Origin of the sequence: Pseudoalteromonas sp. TB51, from assembly GCF_000498055.1 — a bacterium.
Taxonomy (GTDB): domain Bacteria; phylum Pseudomonadota; class Gammaproteobacteria; order Enterobacterales; family Alteromonadaceae; genus Pseudoalteromonas; species Pseudoalteromonas atlantica.
The window spans coordinates 1-18,955 of record NZ_AUTO01000122.1 but is presented as its reverse complement, the minus strand read 5'-3'; the positions used below and the strand labels follow the sequence as shown (position 1 = coordinate 18,955).

Annotated in this window: 11 protein-coding genes and 1 pseudogene; all 12 read right to left on the bottom strand. The window is 37.6% G+C overall.

The genetic code is table 11. From position 1 onward, the window contains the following. The coding region (locus L650_RS0106180; protein ID WP_029772047.1) for a helix-turn-helix domain-containing protein at positions 1 to 566 on the bottom strand (566 nt) is incomplete at its 3' end. Between the two features lie 344 nt (positions 567 to 910). Beyond that, positions 911 to 1,798 (bottom strand): Kiwa anti-phage protein KwaB-like domain-containing protein, encoded by an 888-nt coding sequence (locus tag L650_RS0106175; protein WP_029772551.1) that lies wholly within the window; start codon positions 1,796 to 1,798, stop codon positions 911 to 913. A gap of 1 nt (position 1,799) precedes the next feature. After that, complete coding sequence (locus L650_RS0106170) at positions 1,800 to 2,318, bottom strand: hypothetical protein (protein ID WP_024606121.1); 519 nt, start codon at positions 2,316 to 2,318, stop codon at positions 1,800 to 1,802. Between the two features lie 441 nt (positions 2,319 to 2,759). Then, on the bottom strand, positions 2,760 to 5,945 hold the full coding sequence (locus L650_RS0106165) for a type I restriction endonuclease subunit R (protein WP_029772549.1): 3,186 nt from the start codon (positions 5,943 to 5,945) through the stop codon (positions 2,760 to 2,762). Then, positions 5,945 to 9,859: an esterase/lipase family protein gene (locus tag L650_RS24390; RefSeq protein ID WP_029772548.1), complete on the bottom strand. Its 3,915-nt coding sequence runs from the start codon at positions 9,857 to 9,859 to the stop codon at positions 5,945 to 5,947. Before L650_RS24390 ends, L650_RS0106165 begins: the two co-directional genes overlap by 1 nt. A 3-nt stretch (positions 9,860 to 9,862) precedes the next feature. After that, positions 9,863 to 11,125, bottom strand: a complete 1,263-nt coding sequence (locus L650_RS0106155; protein ID WP_029772547.1) for a restriction endonuclease subunit S — start codon at positions 11,123 to 11,125, stop codon at positions 9,863 to 9,865. Beyond that, complete coding sequence (locus tag L650_RS0106150) at positions 11,122 to 12,762, bottom strand: class I SAM-dependent DNA methyltransferase (protein ID WP_029772546.1); 1,641 nt, start codon at positions 12,760 to 12,762, stop codon at positions 11,122 to 11,124. The genes L650_RS0106155 and L650_RS0106150 overlap by 4 nt, the downstream gene beginning before the upstream one ends. An 88-nt stretch (positions 12,763 to 12,850) precedes the next feature. Then, positions 12,851 to 14,125, bottom strand: a complete 1,275-nt coding sequence (locus L650_RS0106145) for an N-6 DNA methylase (RefSeq protein WP_029772545.1) — start codon at positions 14,123 to 14,125, stop codon at positions 12,851 to 12,853. Further along, the gene (locus L650_RS0106140) at positions 14,125 to 14,721 is read right to left on the bottom strand and encodes a restriction endonuclease subunit S (RefSeq protein WP_029772544.1); all 597 of its coding nucleotides are present in this window, start codon (positions 14,719 to 14,721) and stop codon (positions 14,125 to 14,127) included. The genes L650_RS0106145 and L650_RS0106140 overlap by 1 nt, the downstream gene beginning before the upstream one ends. Before the next feature lie 251 nt (positions 14,722 to 14,972). Then, entirely contained in the window at positions 14,973 to 16,601 is a 1,629-nt protein-coding gene (locus L650_RS0106135) for a Tn7-like element transposition protein TnsE (RefSeq protein WP_029772543.1), read from the bottom strand. A gap of 9 nt (positions 16,602 to 16,610) precedes the next feature. Continuing rightward, positions 16,611 to 18,134: a TnsD family Tn7-like transposition protein gene (locus L650_RS0106130; RefSeq protein ID WP_029772542.1), complete on the bottom strand. Its 1,524-nt coding sequence runs from the start codon at positions 18,132 to 18,134 to the stop codon at positions 16,611 to 16,613. Positions 18,135 to 18,136: 2 nt separating this feature from the next. Beyond that, positions 18,137 to 18,955, bottom strand: a pseudogene (locus L650_RS0106125) (AAA family ATPase); the annotation flags it as partial.

The window sequence follows — 18,955 nt, the reverse complement described above, 5'->3', positions numbered from 1 at the left end:
TCTCGCATTACCTTTAAGCAACCTACGGTCGTTTCTGAAGGAAAGAACTCGGCGTATACTTCACTAGTAGCATCGTCAATCATGATAACTAAACAGTGCTTTTTATCACCAAACCAACGATGAGGGCTACCATCCATTTGCATCATTAATCCCGGAGCTTCCATGCGTTCTCTGCGTTTGCGAACATTACTACGTCTTCGTTTAGCGCGTTTAACATGGTGGATATCATGAGCCCAACTTCGTAGGGTCTCGCGCTTAACTACGATGTTTTCATTGATTGCTAACTGCTCAGCTAAGTGAAGCAGATTCAAGTCGAAATACTTTTCTTTAATCAGAGTTTGCACGGCTTTTTTAATTGATACTGGTGTTTTATTTGGCGGGGCTTTGCCACGATTACCATGAATAGCAAATTGAATACCGACTTGCTGATATTGTTTGACGTAGCGTTCAATTGTACGTCGTGACTTGTTAAGTAACTTTGCTGCATTGCCAATTGTTATTCTGTTTTCTGCTACTTTAGCAATAATATCAACAGTGAGTTGAGCTTTTGAATCCATCACAATCATCCTCAACATGCCTTATTAGTATTCCAAAAACAAAACACTAACAGACACGTAAAAAAGTGACCGACAAATTCCCTTGGTAATTAGCGATTACGACAGAATCGCTTGGTAATTAAGATACGACAAAGTCGCTTGGTGTTAACAAGGCTTCATGTAGTAGCTCATATCAGCTCTTACAGTTCCGATGAATAAGTTTAAACTTCATCTGACAGGCTGCGATGAGTATACATTCTCTTTAGCTTGTTTTGACAAAAACAACTTTGAGTATTTATTCGGTAACGCTTCACTAACCGGAATTTTGGGAGCGAAGCAAGTAAAATTTCCGAGTGCAGTGACTTGTTAGCATGCTACCGAACACGTTTAGAATTAGTTAAGTAATTGCTACCAGACAACGGCCCTTTATATATATCTTCTAATAAAAAGTGCAGTACTTCTTTGAGTTCTTTCTTGCCACTTGGCAATGCTATTTTGCCATTATTTACAACGACTGGAATGTCAGGAAAATTGGCCGCAGCAGTGGATATTTGGATAACAGTATAGTTGTCTAACACACCTGAACTCTTAATGGAGTGCGCCATCTTTCTTACTTGCGTATCAGCTTCTGAGATAAAAATTGCAAGATCAGTAATTTCCAATGAAGTATGTTGCGACATCTGAGTTAAGTCTTCGTTTGTTGCTTCTCGATAAAACTCTGACAGATCGAAAACCATTCGAGCATTGTGGAAACTTTTGAACTTTGTTTTATTGCCCTCAATAATTGCTACTAACTTATTATCAATCGTAAAGATATCATCAGTAGTTTTTACAAACGTATTGCCAGTTTGCATCTTTATTATAGGGAGCTGATTTAGCGAAAGAGCCTGTCTTGATGAAAACTTTTGAACAAACACTTTGGTTTGACCATTTGTAGTTATGCCTGTAAATATTGCCTTTATCGGCTCATTTGAGAAGTTGGAAATATTCACGTCCGTAAAAGATGATGCATTTGCATTGATTGCATTCACCATTAACGTTGATTCACTAATATCATCAATAGTGAGGACTTCATTCGCTTCTGGCTTCCAGTCACCATTAAAATCCACTTCAGTATCTACTCCTTGCTCAAAGGAGACTCGCTGATCTTCAAATATTTGAATTAGCTCTGACTGAAGTGGATTATTTACCCTGATTCGTTTAATTTGACAGCTGTCGCTATCGTCCTTAATAAACGCAAAAAAATTCTGCTGTGCTGTCATTTTATTCCTCTACATCGATAACTATATATTCTGTTAGCTGAGCCACTGTTAAGGGTTGGCTAGCATGCCTAAGTTCTTTTTTTGTGATAAGTACGTAAGTTACACCCTCTGGTGTACCTACTTTATAAAAGTGCCATTTCATGATGCCTAGAAGAGGATTGAAGTGATAGCTATACCCAGTACTGGTTATCACGGCAAATATTAATAATGTTGGAACCCAGACTGTCCAGTTTAGCGCCGTGAAACTTGCGGTAAAAAGCGGAAGTAAATATAAAAGAAGAAAGCCCATATTTTCGCGATCAGCAGCTTCAACAGTCGCTACAGAAAAATTGAAGCGCTCTAGGTTCTTTTTGGCATAGCGAAGCATCCAGATGCAAACCAGTACTAGGAATAATGAAGCAGCAATAGCCAAGCTAGCAAATGTTTTTTCGTCATTAAACCAAGCTACCCACGCATAAGTAAAGCCTACAGGGGCTATTGCTGTGCTAGTAAGTAAAATTTTGGCAAGTGTGCTTAACACATTATTTCCTTTGCTCTAAGTTATGATTGAACTCGATTTGCATGCTAACAATTTAATATCGAGCAATTAGGTAGTTTTTCTACCGTAATCTGTCTCGTTTGTCCTATGACCATTGATAGCAAAGTTAGGAAATAATTACCAGCATATTGCTCTAAATGTGGTCACGACGAACACGACCTATTGGCTCGATTTTCTGACTATGGAAGAAATTTAAGGATTATGGATATATAAACAGTAATTTTGGTGTAAGAATGAACGTCAGCTTCGCTCAAAGCCTCCTATAGAGTATTTACGTTAACTAATAATGGGGCAGAAACATGTTAATTATGGATGACGGCTTATTGCACAAATCGGCTATTCATTGCCAGATTCTACTCTAGAATCAAATCTGGCAGATCAGTTAAGACTTATTCAGCTGACGTATCTTTATGGATCCCTATCTTAATGAGAATAAACACTTTGGCCTTGACCTGGGTATTTTTCAAAAATATGTATATAAACCTCGCTACAGGTTTTTGGCCATAAATTGTCATCGTATGATTCAGGTAAGCTATCTAATACCTCCTCAATCATATTCTTAACTCTGGCTTTAGTTCGCTGCTTTTTACGCCAATCAATAACCAATATTTCTTGCATTTTTCCTGTTAATTCTTTAGCTATTTCTTTAACTTGATTACGTTCTTGCTCTGTTAGTGGTGCGTCTTGAATCATCAAGTCGTACACTGCTAGCTCTTCTTCAGCTAAGCCTTCACGAACGGTACGCTTTTCTTCATGCTCTAACTCATTAATAAACTCTTTCAGGCGATTAAAAAATTCTTCTGCGGTATATGCACCTAAATTATATTCTTCAATTAAATCTAAAAACTTTTGCTGTAAATCTTGGCGCGTTTTGTTTTTAAGCACCATTGGCTGCAATTTCCGCTCAATTAGGTTTTTAAGTTTCTCAGCATCTGATTGTTTCGGTTTCTCAATCGATGAAGCCATTGTCGCTAAAGCATCAAAGTCTATATTTGCAATGTTTATGGGATCTGGCAGGTTGCTTTGTATTTTAATAGTGGAAATTGATTCATCTAATAAGTCATTAACTTGGTTACGCACAACATCCAATACATCTTCATCATCAATTGATAAACCAGATTTCAAACGCATTTGAGAATAAATTATATTAATAGCGATACGATAAGGTACATATTGATTAGCGCTATCGTCAGGCATAATGGCCTTAAAAATACGGTTAATTTTCCTAATAAAAGACGTAAATTCTTCTTTATTTTTCGGTTCAAGCAGTATTTCGCTGGCGTTATCTAACAATGAGAGTTTGGCAAAACCATCAGCAGAGGCCGATACAATTTGGGTTAAGTCAATATCAACACTACCTAAGAAGACAATAAGCTCATTGATAGCTATACCTAATGCAGCGACTAGTTCAGATTTATCTTTTGCAGGGCTATCAACTTTATAAGGTGCGCCGCCTTCAGTAACGCCACCCCCATATAGCCCTAATGCCTGTTGTAGGGCATTAAATATATTAATGTAGTCTACAATCTGTCCCGCAGCCTTTCCCTCATACACACGATTAGCACGTGCAATGGTTTGCATCAAAGTATGGCTTTTAAGCGGCTTATCTAAGTAAAGAGTTGAAACAGATGGGGCATCAAAGCCTGTTAACCACATCGCGCATACAAATACGATTCTTAAATTATCTTCAGGGTCTTTAAACTTTTCGTCTATTTTTTCTTTTAAGAAACGCTCTCTGTGTGGTTTATAATCAAGCCCTTTTTTAGCAAGTCGCTCGTCATCATTTTGCCCACCCGACACAACAACCGCCATATCAGCACTTTCCATATGCTGAATTTGAAATTGCAGTTTGTTTAAGCGGCTTCCCGAAGTATGTTTGGCTTTTGCTTTTAAGCTACTGAGCTTTGTTTTCCACGCTAGTTGAACTTTGTCATACATCTTAATAGTAGTGGCTTTATCAATAGATACCACCATTGCTTTGCCTAGCATTCCATTACTGAAAGGGTCACGATTGATATAGTGCTCAACCAAATCAGCAGCAATAGTCTCTAGCCGATCTTCTCTAGTAATGATGTGATAAGCCTTAGAGAACTCAGACTCTAAACGCGCTTCTTGTTCTTCAGTAAGGTCTGCTTGATCAAGTATGTCAGCAATATCATCTCCAATAGTATCGCTCGACACTGAAACTTCAGGTACACGATTTTCGTAATATAAAGGAAGTGTTGCGCCATCATCAACAGCATCAGCAAAGTTATAGATACTAATGTAGTCACCAAACACTTCCTGTGTTTTAGCCTCTCCTGCAAGCAATGGAGTGCCTGTAAATGCCATAAACGAGGCATTAGGCATAGCATTACGCATATTCATTGCTAAAGAGTCGTATTGGCTTCTGTGGGCCTCATCAGTGATAACAATAATATCGTCACGTTCAGATAAAACCGGATAGTTTCCTTTTTCGTCACCTTTAAACTTTTGGATTAAAGTAAATACAAAACGGTGATCCTCTCCAAGTAACGCTTTTAATTGGACGCCTGAGTCTGCTTGGCAGTTTTCGGTAACAATACCTGCAGAATTAAAAGTTTTATATATTTGGTCGTCTAAATCTGTTCTGTCGGTAACTAATACAAATGTCCAATTACCGGTATATTTACGAAATGCCTTTTTACAGAAGAAAACCATTGAAAAGCTTTTACCGCTACCTTGGGTATGCCAAAAAACACCGAGCTGACCATCACGCTCCTTTACGTTATTAAGACCACACAATGCCTGATTAACACCTAAGTATTGATGATACTTAGCAATGATTTTAATCGTTTGCTTTGTCTTAATATACAAAGTGTAGTTTTCAATAATATCTAAGAGTCGGTTTTGCTCACACACCCCACGTATAACAACTTCTAAACTAACTCGGCGCTCTTCTTTTTCACTCTCTACTTTCTTCCATTCAGCAAAGTGCTCCCACTGGCTAGATATAGAGCCAACCTTTGATTGCACACCATTAGAAAGAATAATAATCTGGTTATAGGTAAACAATTTTGGAATAGTATTTTTGTAATCAGCTAAATTGTTTTTATAAGCGCTAAGTAAGTTTTTATGACTTGCTTTTAGTTCAATAAAAACAATTGGTAAGCCATTAATAAAGCAGATCAAATCTGGACGACGGGTTTCAATTTCACCCGTTATGCTCATCTGGCTACAAAGCAAGAAGTCATTGTTAGTAGCATCCGACCAATCTATATATTGAACAACGCAATCATCTTCATCTTCAGCATTTGTTGTATAAACATAGCCACTAGTTAATAACTCATAGACTTCTTCATTAGCTGATATTGCGGTCATCGCACTTCTATCACGCGCTATTTCGTCAATGGCTTCTTGAATAATTAGTTTATTAATATCCGGATTTAGCTTTAGCAACGCAGTTTGTAACCTTGCGAATAGCACAACATCATTGCGGGTTTCCCTGCCAAAAAACATAGGGTTATTAGTCAGAGACTCATTATCTAATGAACCAAAAACTTCATCCCAACAAATTGCGGTTTCCCAGCTTAAATCTGAGAATAACTGAATCGCAGGTTGTTCTACTAAAGTATCTTCCGTGTATGTCATTAAAACTCCCTTATTTTCCTTTCTAATTCTTTTTTTGTTTCATATTCAATTTGATGGTCAATATGCTCTACAAAATCAGATGCCCAGTTTTTTACCTTAATGCTTTCATGGTACATCAAGGGTTGAATTACCTCTTTATCGGCTTTAAGGTAAGGAACTAATGAGTCGACCCATGATCTACTTGAAAAATTAGCTGATATCTCACTAAGGAAGGCCTTGTTATCAGAGTATTCAGATAACAATTGAACCATCAATGGATTTATAACACGCTTATCATTATTTGAGGCAAACATTGAAATTGAACGCCCTACGACAAGAAGTGCAGATTCATTTTGGCACCAATCAATAATAACCTCAGGATCCAAGATATCAAAAATACTCTTATCTCTTTTTTTATAAGATTTACCACTGCCTAGTAAATCGACTAAACGGTACTGTTTTATCGCGCTACCATCAATAAACTTGTCCGCTATCTTAGGCCAAATATAATTACCATGTAATTCAAAGGCTTTATAAAAACCTTCACCTAAGTAATCCCATAAATCAGAATAGTTGATATCATGATTGCCAACTTGCTCAACTAGATGCAAACATAGTTGTAATGCAAACTCTTCATTTTCAGACTTTAATAGTTTTTCAACTGAGTTTAACCAATAGTAACTATCAAAATGGCGAGTCTTGTCTTCTTGTTTAAAAGACACGTTGAGAACTAAATGAATTAGAGCTGGGGTTAATTGTTTAAAATCAATATCACTACGACCGTGAGTGTACATATTGATATTATCAAGTGCGACCCAAGCGCCTGTTGGATCAATTTCACTTAGTGACATACAAAATTGGGCTATTTCATGCTCTGTTAGATGCCCTGTAACACTTCCATGCGCAAGTATTGATGCCGAGCCGCTATGTAATTGATTGTTTTTAATTAATTCTATTAATGTATTTAAGTGAGAACTTTCGATTTTTCCTGTACAAATAGAGCTAGGGTAATATTGAACTAAATGCTCATCAGCCCCTATTAATCCTATTACTTGAAGCCATTCATTTGAGTTTTTAACGTAAATCCCACTTAGAAAACCAGCAAAAAACTGCGTGCTTGCATTCATGTTTGTACGAAAATAGTCAAACAGTTCATTCAATAATAAACCATATGAATCTGATTCTAACACCAGATATTTTGCAAAAACCCAACTTTGTTTTTGCTCAGGAAAAGTCATTAATAATTCGAAATATTTGACGAGCTCAGAATGATTGCTCTTTAATTCTAAGGATAATTTTTTTGCATCTTCAGCAGCTATATCAATATAGTGACCATCATCGTCTATAACATGTTCTCTCGATGGGTTGAGTACAATTAATTTTAGCTTTTCTTCTATACTATTCTCAGAGGGGGATAATAGTTTTCCCCAAGATTTCAGAATGTCTATCTGCTCTTTGTTCATTTCTTCAAAATCATACTGTAAAGCATGGATTATTGATTGCGAAGCAGAAGGCCAATATTTTCCAGTAAGCATTATTACTTCTTTTATGAAATAGTCCAATTGCTCTGTTATTTTATACCTCATCAGCCCTCTAATTTGATTACCAAATGCTTCCTTAACTTCTGCAACTAAACGGTCACGTTTAATAATCTCAAGTAATATATTTATTAAGGACTGCCAATAGTCATAAATTTCTTGATACTTTTTCGGACTCCACTCTGTAAGCTCAGCTTTAGTACCTTGAAACTCTGCGCCAATGGTCCTTGTACCACCATGTGTATTAATTGCTGTTTTAACTGCTTCAATAATCACTACGTCCGCGCTTTCAATATTTAATGCTAAAACTCTCTCTAAAATAGCAAGTCTTTCACTAAAGTCCGCCTCGGTTCCCGATAATTGCCAGCGGAAAAGCTGCGAAAACTGCCCTAAAGCATTGTTACTAAAGCTTTCATTTTCAAATTGAGCCAGTTTAAATAAGCACCAAGATGCTTTTTCAAAACAAGATTTATGAAACGCCAGCATTTCCAATGCCCAAACAAGGTTTCGTCTAACTTCTCCAGCTATTTTTTGTATTTCTTCATCAGTTAGCTGCAAAATCACTCTGTATAACTGATTATTTGTAACAGTAGGGCTCACCTCAACCAAAGCGCGAAAAAGTCTTGAACCCTGCTTAGATAGCAACAATTCCGCTTGGCCAAAAGGGTGGTTAGCAGCACAAAAATTCTCAACAAATGACTGCACATTAATTGATGAATCCAAGTACTTTATTTGATTGCAAAAACTCTCTTGTAATCTAGCCGGAAGCTTAGAAACAATTTCACTTTGTCTATCAAATGTACTAGTGTTCCACCACTCCATTGCCAAGTTCAAGGCTAATGGTTTAGGGACTATACGAGCTAGGCTTCCTGTACAGTTAATTAGCTCTTTTTCCTTAAAAATCATAATAGTATTTTCAAACGTTATTTGGTCTGTACCCGCGATAGTTTTTAAAAACTCCGCATCTTCATTGACATCCTCCCTAATTCCTTTTTGAAATCTAAAATAATCGAAAAGCGAAAAGACTTTAAGTAATTCTCTAGCTTTGTCACTAAGACTTCCATCACCATTTATTAACTTTTCTACAAGGTCTGATTCACTAAAACTTGTAGTAATACGACCTTCTTGCTGAAGCTCTTTAATAGTCATTTGCGCTAAAAGAGGGAATCCCTCAATAAATTTCTCTAGCTGTTGTTTGGATGATTGGTCAAGTTCAGGAAGGCGAGAATCTATAATGTTGGAAATTTGCGCTGATTCTAACTTTTCTAGCTTAATACGGATGCTATTTGTTAGTTTTTTTTCCTCTTCGTGATAAAAATAAGTCGTAATAAGTTTAAGAGGAGAATCATTAACCTCAATAGCATTGGTTGCATAGTTATGTAACTCAACATTACAATTGTCTATGATTACAAACCCAAGCGCTCCATTTTCTGCAGCTGTTTTTATCGATTCTTTAACCGTGTACTCATTCTCTGAGCCACTAAAAATGATAAAGTCACTATCTTTTAAGTCATTTCTACTTTTATATTCAATCAACAATCGAGATTTACCAAGACCAGAAAGGCCTGTAAGTCTGATAGAAGAGCTATTGGAGTTTAGTGCTTCTGTCAGCCCTTTTAATGCATTTTTTCTCGCATTATCTTCTTCATAAGCGAGTTCATGCTTGCGCTCATCGTATTTAAGCCATTCTTTAATAGGTTTAGAACCATCTAAGTTAAAATTACCAACGGATGGCGAGCTTTTGATAAACGACTTCAACAGTAAAACGACTATATCGCTTTCCGAATTTGGTTTGACTATAGAGCTATGATTTACTCCATTTATTGTTTTTATAGGGTGATATCTAAATAAACTTTTTGAACTCACCGACGATACAACGGTTTCATTTGCATCAATAATACTTAGGATATTTAGCTGGTCGCTTAATTTTTTATCAGTCCAAGCTTCATCTAATGCATCTATATCACTTGAGTTGTTTGCAAGGGATTTTAAGTGCCGATTACGAAAAGCAATGAATTGACCAATATTTGCTAATCCAGAGCCTCCATGTGGAACATCAAAAAAGCATACTTTTTTGATATTGTGCTTAGTTTCTAATTGGCTAAGCCTCACAAGAAGCCGTTTTATAACCAAGCCCCCCATACTGTGACCTACTAGAATAATCTCATCATTGGCAAGATCACAGCGCGCTTCAAGATCTGTAAGCAAGCCATTCGCAATGTTTAAAATCGTAGGTCCTGATGTTAAGAATTGTGTTATCAAATGTGGCGAAGTGTATCCGTACTCTATAACGGTATGTTCTATATCAGGATCATCTATAATAAACTGTGGGAAATTTCCCCACGTTTTATCTATTTCTCCACCTAATCCATGAACAAAAACTATAAATTTACTCATTAATTAATCCTTTAATTTAATTTGACCTGATATTAGTTTCGGTAACAGCATATCTCGTTGTTGTTTAATGTTTTCATTTCTTTTTGATAGGTTAAAAATACTTTTAAACATCGGTTTAACCACTTGGGTAAATTCATTCATTAACTCTTTAGGCGGTACTGGTAAATAACATGAAGCAAAGCAATCGTTGTGAACACGCTGACGGCCTGTAGCGCCAGTCATACTTTGAATTGCATGTTCACGGAAGTTATTACTCCTCGATAGCAAGTAAATAAACTCTGAACTTAAATATTCACTTTCACGCAATACAATGAACTCTGTAGAGCCAAAACCCACAGGCTTATCGGGTGTTAAAAACTGAACATAGCCCGTTTTACCATTTTGTAGGCAAGGAGTGATCCTCGCAAATAAGGTGTCGCCATTAATAAACTTGGCACCGCTATTACCAGTTTTCTCGATAATATCAACAATGACCATAGAGCCTTGAGACAAGCCACTCATACCAACAAATGGCTTTTCGCCTTCTTTCACTAGTTTAGTTTTAGGGTTGATAGTGATTACTTCAGCGGCACTTTTAACTTCCCACCCATCAGGAATTTGACCTAGTGGCGAGTCGATGAGTTTCGGGCTGCCGTCTGCATCAAGGTTATCTTCATAGTTTGGGTAACGAAAGTTAACAAACCATTCGCGATACAATGACTGCGCCATGTCTTCTAAAATAGCGATACGGCGGTTGTTGTTTTCGACTAAGTTGTCATAATTTCTCAGTAGATTGCCAACGCGCTTCTGGTGAGTTATTGGCGGTAAACTGATTAGCAGATTTTCCGCGTCCCCAACCCTTATATGTTCAACAGTAGAGCCTGACCCCGCAGCTTTTAGCTGCCCTTGTAAATCTGTATCTTGAAGAGCATATAGTAAGTAGTGTGCATTTAATTTTTCAGGGTTGACGCGATACTGCATTAAACGTTGACCAAGGAAAATATATTCGTTGGGAGTAGTAATCATCCCTACGTCACCTAGCGGTGCTTCGCGGGTAAGAATTACATCACCTAATTTGGGCACAGCTCTGCGAGTCCATTTTTCAAATGTGGATTTTTCAACAAATCTACATCCAGCTAAATTAACGACTCCTTTTTTGACGTTTGTAGTTCTGATCATTTTGTAAGGCGTTTCATACTCTACAACAGGAGCAGTTTTGTTAACGCAATCGACTATTGAATCACATACTTCACTTAGTTTGATTTTTGGCCAACTACTCTCTGTCATAAAACGCTCCCAATAACCTGTGTTACATTCTCTGAAATTGAAACTTCCAATTCATGCGCCTCAGCATTCAACACTTCTAATTCTTCTTGTAATGCCGTTAACTTTACAACAAAGTCTTCATCACTTTCATGCTCACCCTCGGCAACACCTACATATCGGCCAGGATTTAAGCTATAACCTTGTTCAATGATTTCTTCTTTGGTGGCAACTTTACATAAACCAGCAATATCTTGGTAAATCAGTTCACCAACGTCATTAGTGAAGTGATCATCTAGTTTAAACTTACCGTTATTACCAGCATCTGGGTAAGATCCTAAATAAGTATTATCAATATCTTGCCCACGGTATAAACGCACGATGTTGGCAATAAAATTTAGTTGCTCGCTAGTGTAGTCACGCACGGCTCGGGTTACTTGACGGAAGATATGGCGGGCATCAATAAACAATACTTTATCTTTGTTATGCGCTGGTTTGTTTTTATCTAAAAACCATAAGGCACAAGGCAAGGTTACGGTGTAAAAAAAGTTACTTGAAACGGCCACCATGACATCAACACCATCTTCTTCGATTAGCTTTTGACGGATTTCTTGCTCTGATCCGCGGGCATCACTCGCTGAGTTTGCCATAACAAAACCTGCACGACCTTTTTGGTTAAGTGCTGAGTAAAACATTTGAATCCAAAGATAGTTACCGTTGTCATTACGCGGCATTCCATAAGGAAAACGATGTTTATCGCCTTCTAGGCGGTCTTTTTGGATTTCGTTCACGTTAAACGGTGGGTTTGCCATTACATAGTCAAACTGACCATATTGTTTACCGTCAATTACTTCACCTTTAGCTAAATCAAACGGATCTTCATAGTAAGAGTTACCTTCACGGATATCACCTTGTAAACCATGAACCGCGAGGTTCAGCTTAGATAGGCGAACGGTATCACCTGTTTTTTCTTGCCCAAATACTGACAACTCATCTGATGCATCTTTATTATGTTTTGCTACAAAGTCGGCAGAGCTGATAAACATACCACCACTACCACAAGCAGGGTCAAAGACCTTACCGTGGTAAGGTTCAATCACTTCCGTGATTAACTTTACTAATGCTGAGGGAGTGAAGAATTCACCACCGCCTTGGCCTTCAGTTTTGGCAAACTCATTAAGGAAATACTCGTAAATACGGCCAAATATGTCTGAGCCAAGAGTGAAATCAATGTCATTGAAATTTTTAAGTAAACTTTTGAGCATATCGTTTTCAAAGCGAGAATAGGTTTTAGGTAGGGCATCCTTAATTGCTTCGTTGTCAGCTTCTAGCGCTTTCATGGCATCATTCACCTGAACACCGATATTAGAGCCTTCAGGAAGTGCTAGTAGGTTAGAGTAGAGCGCTTCACTGGGCACGTACATTGCGCCTTCAGCTTGGATTTTAGACTTTATATCGCTACTGCCACGACGGCGAGAGCTAGACTGTTCTTCTATCTTGCTTTTTGCCAGAGTAAAACGGTACTCAGCATACTTAAGAAAAATTAAACCTAGTATTGGTCGAGAGTATTCTTGAGCTGTTAAGCCTGTATTAGCGCGTAATGAGTCCGCTGCTGACCATAAACGTTTTTCTAATTCTTCTATCTTTTTAAAATCTGCCATTTTTATAATCCTTCTTATAATTCCCTTTATGTAGGGTAATGTATCAAATATGAGTTTACTTATATACAAACTGAACAGTACGACTATCTTATTGATATTTAGCCAGTAGTAATTTCAACCTTTTTTGAGATTGTTCAAACTCAACTTGATAGTTATTTAGTACTTGTAGCTCTTGCTCAACATCTAACTCTTCAACTTCAACGTTTTTAATAATATAACGTGAAATATTGAGTTCGTTATTTTGCTCTCTAATTTCAGGCATAAATACGGCTTTGTAATGATCGTCGTCAGCTAGCTTTCCTGCCGCTAAATCAGCTATTAAAACTGCGTCTTCTTCTGAAATAGTTATTCTGTTTTTGTTGCTTTTACCTATTTCACTGGCATCCACAAATACCACTGAAGAACCTGCTGGCTTGTTTTTGTTAAGCACCAAAATAACAGGGGGAATACTTGTGCCATTTAGAACATTAGCGGGCAAGCCAATAACAGCTTCCAGTAATTCGTTTTCTAGCAAATACTCCCTTACTTTTGCATCGTAACCGCCTCGAAATAAAAAACCTTGGGGTATTAAAATGTAACCTTTACCCGTTTCATTTAATTTACTTAAGGCTTGTTGTATCCATAAGCTGTCACCTGCGGTTGCAGATACCGAGCTACCTGTAGGCACTTGGATAAAAGGGGACTCAGCAAGTTTACGGCGTTCATCAGCGCCAAATTTTAAAGAAAATGGCGGTTCCATCACTACAAGATCAAACTGTTGCTTATATCCAAAAGCCGACTCTAAAAGCGAATTGCCAGCAACCAATTTAAAATCTTTACCTTCTAAGGTTAATAATCGATATGCAGTAACATAAGTGCTATGGCTTTTTTCCTCTAGATAAAGCGCTTCGGCATTTAAACTAGACGCTAACCTCGCTAATCCACATGCACCGTCATATAGAGTTTTCTTGCCGCAGACGCCAACTAGTGCAGAGAAAACTCTTTCCATGTTCAAATTGGCTGAATCTATAGAATACCTGCCAAGTGTTTGAGTACTCAACTCCCTTAGAGCACTAGCAAGCACATCGAAATTTGTAATTGTCGCAATATAATTAACAACTGAACTAATTACCTTTCCGTCAACTCTATAATGCTCTGGTGCTGCACATACTTCCTTTGGGTGGCTATCTTCTAGCGATTTTCCAGCTTCTATCAGCATATCTAGTTGTTTAGCATGTCCACTATTAACAATGGTTTGAAATGAATCAGGACTTTCTTTTGCAATAAAAGCCACATAAGAAATCAGTTCTAGTGTGTGTGATACTTCCATTGAGCCGCGACTACTATCCATTAAGTTCCATAACTGTTTTGTTAACTTTTCCATTACGCCGCTCCTTTCATAAGTTGGCTAATACAAGCTGCAGCTACTTTCTTCTGCTGTTCAGCCAGCTTAATTGTTGTTTGATAAGCTTGGTTACTTGCATTAAAGAGCTCAGCGATTTTATGCTGCTTACCTAGAACTGGCAGCTCAATCTCCATTTTTTTGATGTTTGATAAGTTTATATTCTTAATTGTTGCGCCTGTACTTGTAGCATCCAACATGTTCTGACCAGCAGGTGAATTAAAGTAAGCTACAAGCACCTCACCAAGTAATTCGTTGTTGTTTGGTCTAAGTAAAATAAAATTAGCAGAAGCAATAACATTGAGTTCGGCAATAGCTTTAGTAACATAACCGGCCTTTATTGAGTTACCTTTAGCAAGAAGTACCACATCCCCTTCTTTTAATAGGAAACGCTGAACATCCTTTCCTTCCTTTATTATTACTTGGCCCAGCTGCTGCTCAATAATTTCACCATTTAGATTAACAGAGCTACCTGTTAGTAAGTGCAGCGCACCTTCAGCGTTATTTTCATTCTTTTCGAATAGCGCGTTTGTTGCACCAGTGGTTAATTCATTACATAACAGCTCGATAGTTTTCATATTACTCTCCTTTCGTTTTAAACCTACGAATTAGGTTGTTGAGGTGATATTAACTATCAAATTCAATTAAAGCAAGTAGTTTTCTGAATTTATTTAATTCGTATTTTTAATACGAATTTTAAATGTGGGGTTTTGCGAACATACAGTTGGCTGTTATGTCATTGTTTTTCATAGGTTATATTAAAATTAATTTCAGTGAAAATTTATCTTAGCGGTTCTATTATATGGGTGATTAGTTTTAAGCTAGATTTCTATAACTTCCCTGAAACTCTCCCTGCCCAGTCTAAAATTGATTCTGTAGGGATACCCGTCGGATGACCTTCTATAGATTTAGGATGAGAAATACCAATATGCTTTTTGAAGCCGAACATATTATCCATTTCTTGTGTGGGCCACCCAAGAGACTGAGTTACCACTCCTTTTTTGATTCGAGAAAACTGTTCTTGCCAATTACTGGTATCTATTTCCCGCACACACTTGGTAGATATCCACTTACTCAACCCAGTCACATCTACTTCAAGTAAATAATTAACATGTCCATTTCGTTCAACAACAACACAACGAATCGTTCTCTTTGCACCAGAGTCAATCAAATGGCATTTACTACGCCCAACCTGATCCAGTTCATGAGTGTAAGAGTCTATAATTGTACAAGCGTATTTTTCTTCCAATGCCTGAACCATCATGTTAAAAGCTGTAAAACGAGAGGCATACTCCTCTGAGTAATCACTGTTATCTTGCATTCCTCCAGCCATGTCAGCAGAAGGTATTTCACCGTTACTACCTGCCTCATTAGTACTCACAATATCATTTGCTACTTTAGGAGTTTCTTGGCTGTTATCTGGTCGATGACTCCTTTTAGGTTTTGTTGCTTTCGAAGTTGAAAAGCGATTTTTAAACCTTACTGAGCAGGTATTTTCACCTAGTAAGAATGCATGATTAGCATCGGAAGCCTCACGATCATCATCGATAATATGATCTTCTGGACGCTCGTATGGTTCAGGGCCTTTGCCACCAATGGTTGGCTCTTGGCCTTCATCTGGATGCGTAAAAGACGGGTTATGGAAATAGACCCTAGACGGCATTTGAGCATTAATTGTTATATCTGTTACCTTTTCTACTAAAAAATATTCACCACTTGGATCTAACCTACCATTGTAAGAAAAAGACCACCCTGCCATTTGTGGTGGATCAAAATGAAATAACCAACGCTTAAAGCCTGGTACTACGTCTAAATTGAGCTCGGTATTGAAGTATTTAAAAATTGATTCAAATGATTGTTTTGCATTTTTATCAATAAGTAACCAACTCAACATCGCTCTTGTTGCAGAATCATTGAAAGCTGAAATGGGGTAATTTGATATTTGCAGTACTTCAATATTTGCATAGTCCGCCTTAGCATTAACCTCTACTTTAAAATCAGTGAGTAAACGAGAAGACATCAATGACGCCCGCGATAGATAAGAGCTGCTATAAAACAAGACTCGCGCCAGTTCAAGCTGAGGAATAATCAACTTAGGGGCATTAGATCTATCTAAAACAAATGCATTTTGCTCCGACTCTGGCTTTCTCACAGACTCTGCCGAACTTAAATTAGGAAATTCACTTAATGTGCTTTTTCTAAGAAAATCATTATTTCTAAAGGTATAACGACCATTATTTACAAAACTTTCTGAAAGCTCTCTTTGGTTTATTATTTTACCTCGATATAGTGCAGGTACATTTGCAAACGCTGTCGCACGAAAACCCTTTTTTTGCTGTGGCGGGTAACACCACACTTCAATTGAAGGCCGATAAGAAGTATCTTTTGTTCGTATTAATACTTTACCTATGTGAACTATACGTACATCATCATCGCACTTGTAAAACCTAGCGCTCATCCTACTTCCTTATTTGATGTTTGAACCTGTAACAACCCAATCGAGAAGCTTTACCACAATTGGCTGTATCCTTTCTTCCGAAAGACTCGCATAGCGCATTAATTGCCAGCGGTTTGCTCCTAATCCTGCTTGCTTCCTTGCTATAACTGTCATAACAAGTCGTCGCGCTTGAAACTCAAAAACACTTTCATGGTATCGATTCAAAGCACTAGATAATATCGGTAATAAAAATAACTTTTTGCTTATTGTATTAGAGTGCTTTAACTGCTTGAGCAAGTAATGCTTAGACCTTCTAGGCCCTTCTATAATAGTATCTAAACGCCCAATAATTTTAAGAAGCTGCTTAGTTAACAACCGATCTCTTGCGCTCCAATTAACCTTCTCCTTTCTGGATACTGATTTTGCGTGATGTTGTCGATTAAATGCTAATAACCACTCTCTATCATTTCGATATAGCCAAGCATATAATGCACCACCACCTGATAACGAACGCGCGTCTTTAATTGGCGTTGTGCTTATTAAATTGCGCCATTTCATACGTTTTTCTTTAATTAATTGGGATTCAGGCCTGGGTTCAGGTTGGAAGCTTTTAGTAACTGCGACACTCAGTATAGATTTGGTTTTAACCTCCTTAATTATTTCACTTACTGTCATATCAGGAATAAAAGCTGACCAAACAGCTAAATGCTGTAAATAACTAAAAGCTTTTCGGTGCTGACGAAATATCGTCCGTAACCAATTAGTATCCATACTAAAATCAACGATTAGTTCAGGAATTGTGATTTTACTAGTTACACGCTCAGCAATCATTTCATGTGCGATCTGTTTAGTTCCTTTTCCGCAACCGAAATCATGCGCTAGGTGATTATAAAATTTGCTCCATTGATACTTTGTAGGTGATTTTTGACAAGGTAAAAGTAATAACTCTTGTGATTTTTGAGCTAAATAATGTTGTATTTCCTTATCTTTATTATCGTTATTTAGCTGTAAGTTACACATTATTTGATCGCAGAGGTGAAATGTATGCCTATTATCATGATAAGTAATTTTAGATTGGTTCAAAATACCGTGTTTAGGGCAATAGGGGTAGGCCGGTAAATACCAGAGTCTGGACCAATAGCTTTCTCCATACTTTTGTTTTTGCTCGGTTACGCATAGAGAACAAGAGCGAAAATTACCAGGCGTTTTAACAATTGAAGCAACCGCCCCCAACATTAGGTGAACAGAACCGTTAGATCCACTCTCCATAGATGCCATAGCCTGAACTCTAGTGCATTCACTTACAAATGGTGCGTAAATAGGAAACATTGTGTGTTCATAAATAAGCCGCTGAATATCGAACTTTCCTGTATTCACCAACAAACTAGATATCGCTGATAAATGACTAGGTAAATCTAACGTTGCAATAACCTTGCGATCATCAAATACCTGATTAAGCAGCTGCTTAGAACTTGTAATAGCACTACGAATGCCAGATCTAGCAACTAAGCTATAAATTAACTCATCTGGGTATGGAACAGGAAAATTGTGCAATACTAACTCACCTCTTCCAGCAACGATTGAATATTTAAAACCAAACCTAACTTTAACATTGTCGAATGCATGTCCGAGTCAACATCTGCTTGAGAATGAATAAACCGCAAATCGTTACTATCAAGTGTATGCCACTGAGTATGTTTAATTGATGATGCTTTATTTCCCTTACTGGGTTTAGTTTCTTTTTTAGGTAAAGCTTGTTCTGGGCTAGTTAAGTGAGCATGTATTAAAGGTAATAAGCTAATCCAGGTCAAATTTGGATTTTGATCAAATATTTTCCGAATAGCAGGCGCCAAAAGACTTGTGTCAAAGTCATCTTTTAAAGCTATATAGACTCGTCGCTCTTCTTCACTTCTTAGCTGTTGATATGCAAACTCTTCCGGAGTCTGTTGCACAGACTCAGCCACGTGCTGCTGTAATTTTAGTAATCTTTTATCGGTGTCACTAAGTTTAAGGTCTGAGAACTTGATTATTGCTTCTGGATCATCGGAGCGAAGAGCTGCAAGCATAGGGTGGACCGGTATTAATTCATCGTTGTACACCTGCTGCATTAACTTGGGAGTAATTCTTTCAACTTTGGTGGTAATTGCTCGCAACTGACACAGTACAAATAACTTTACCACGATATCAAGAACGCCTTGGCTTAAGTCATACCATAAAGTTCGAATTTCATCAGATAAAATTTCATCACGCTTCTGAAGCCACTGGAGTGACCACAATTTATCGGTTAAAGCTCTCCACTCCCTTCCTTCTTCCATCGGGTCCCAAAATATTGCTCCCAGGCCTGAGCCACGTCTAGCGGACCTCATATCGGCTTC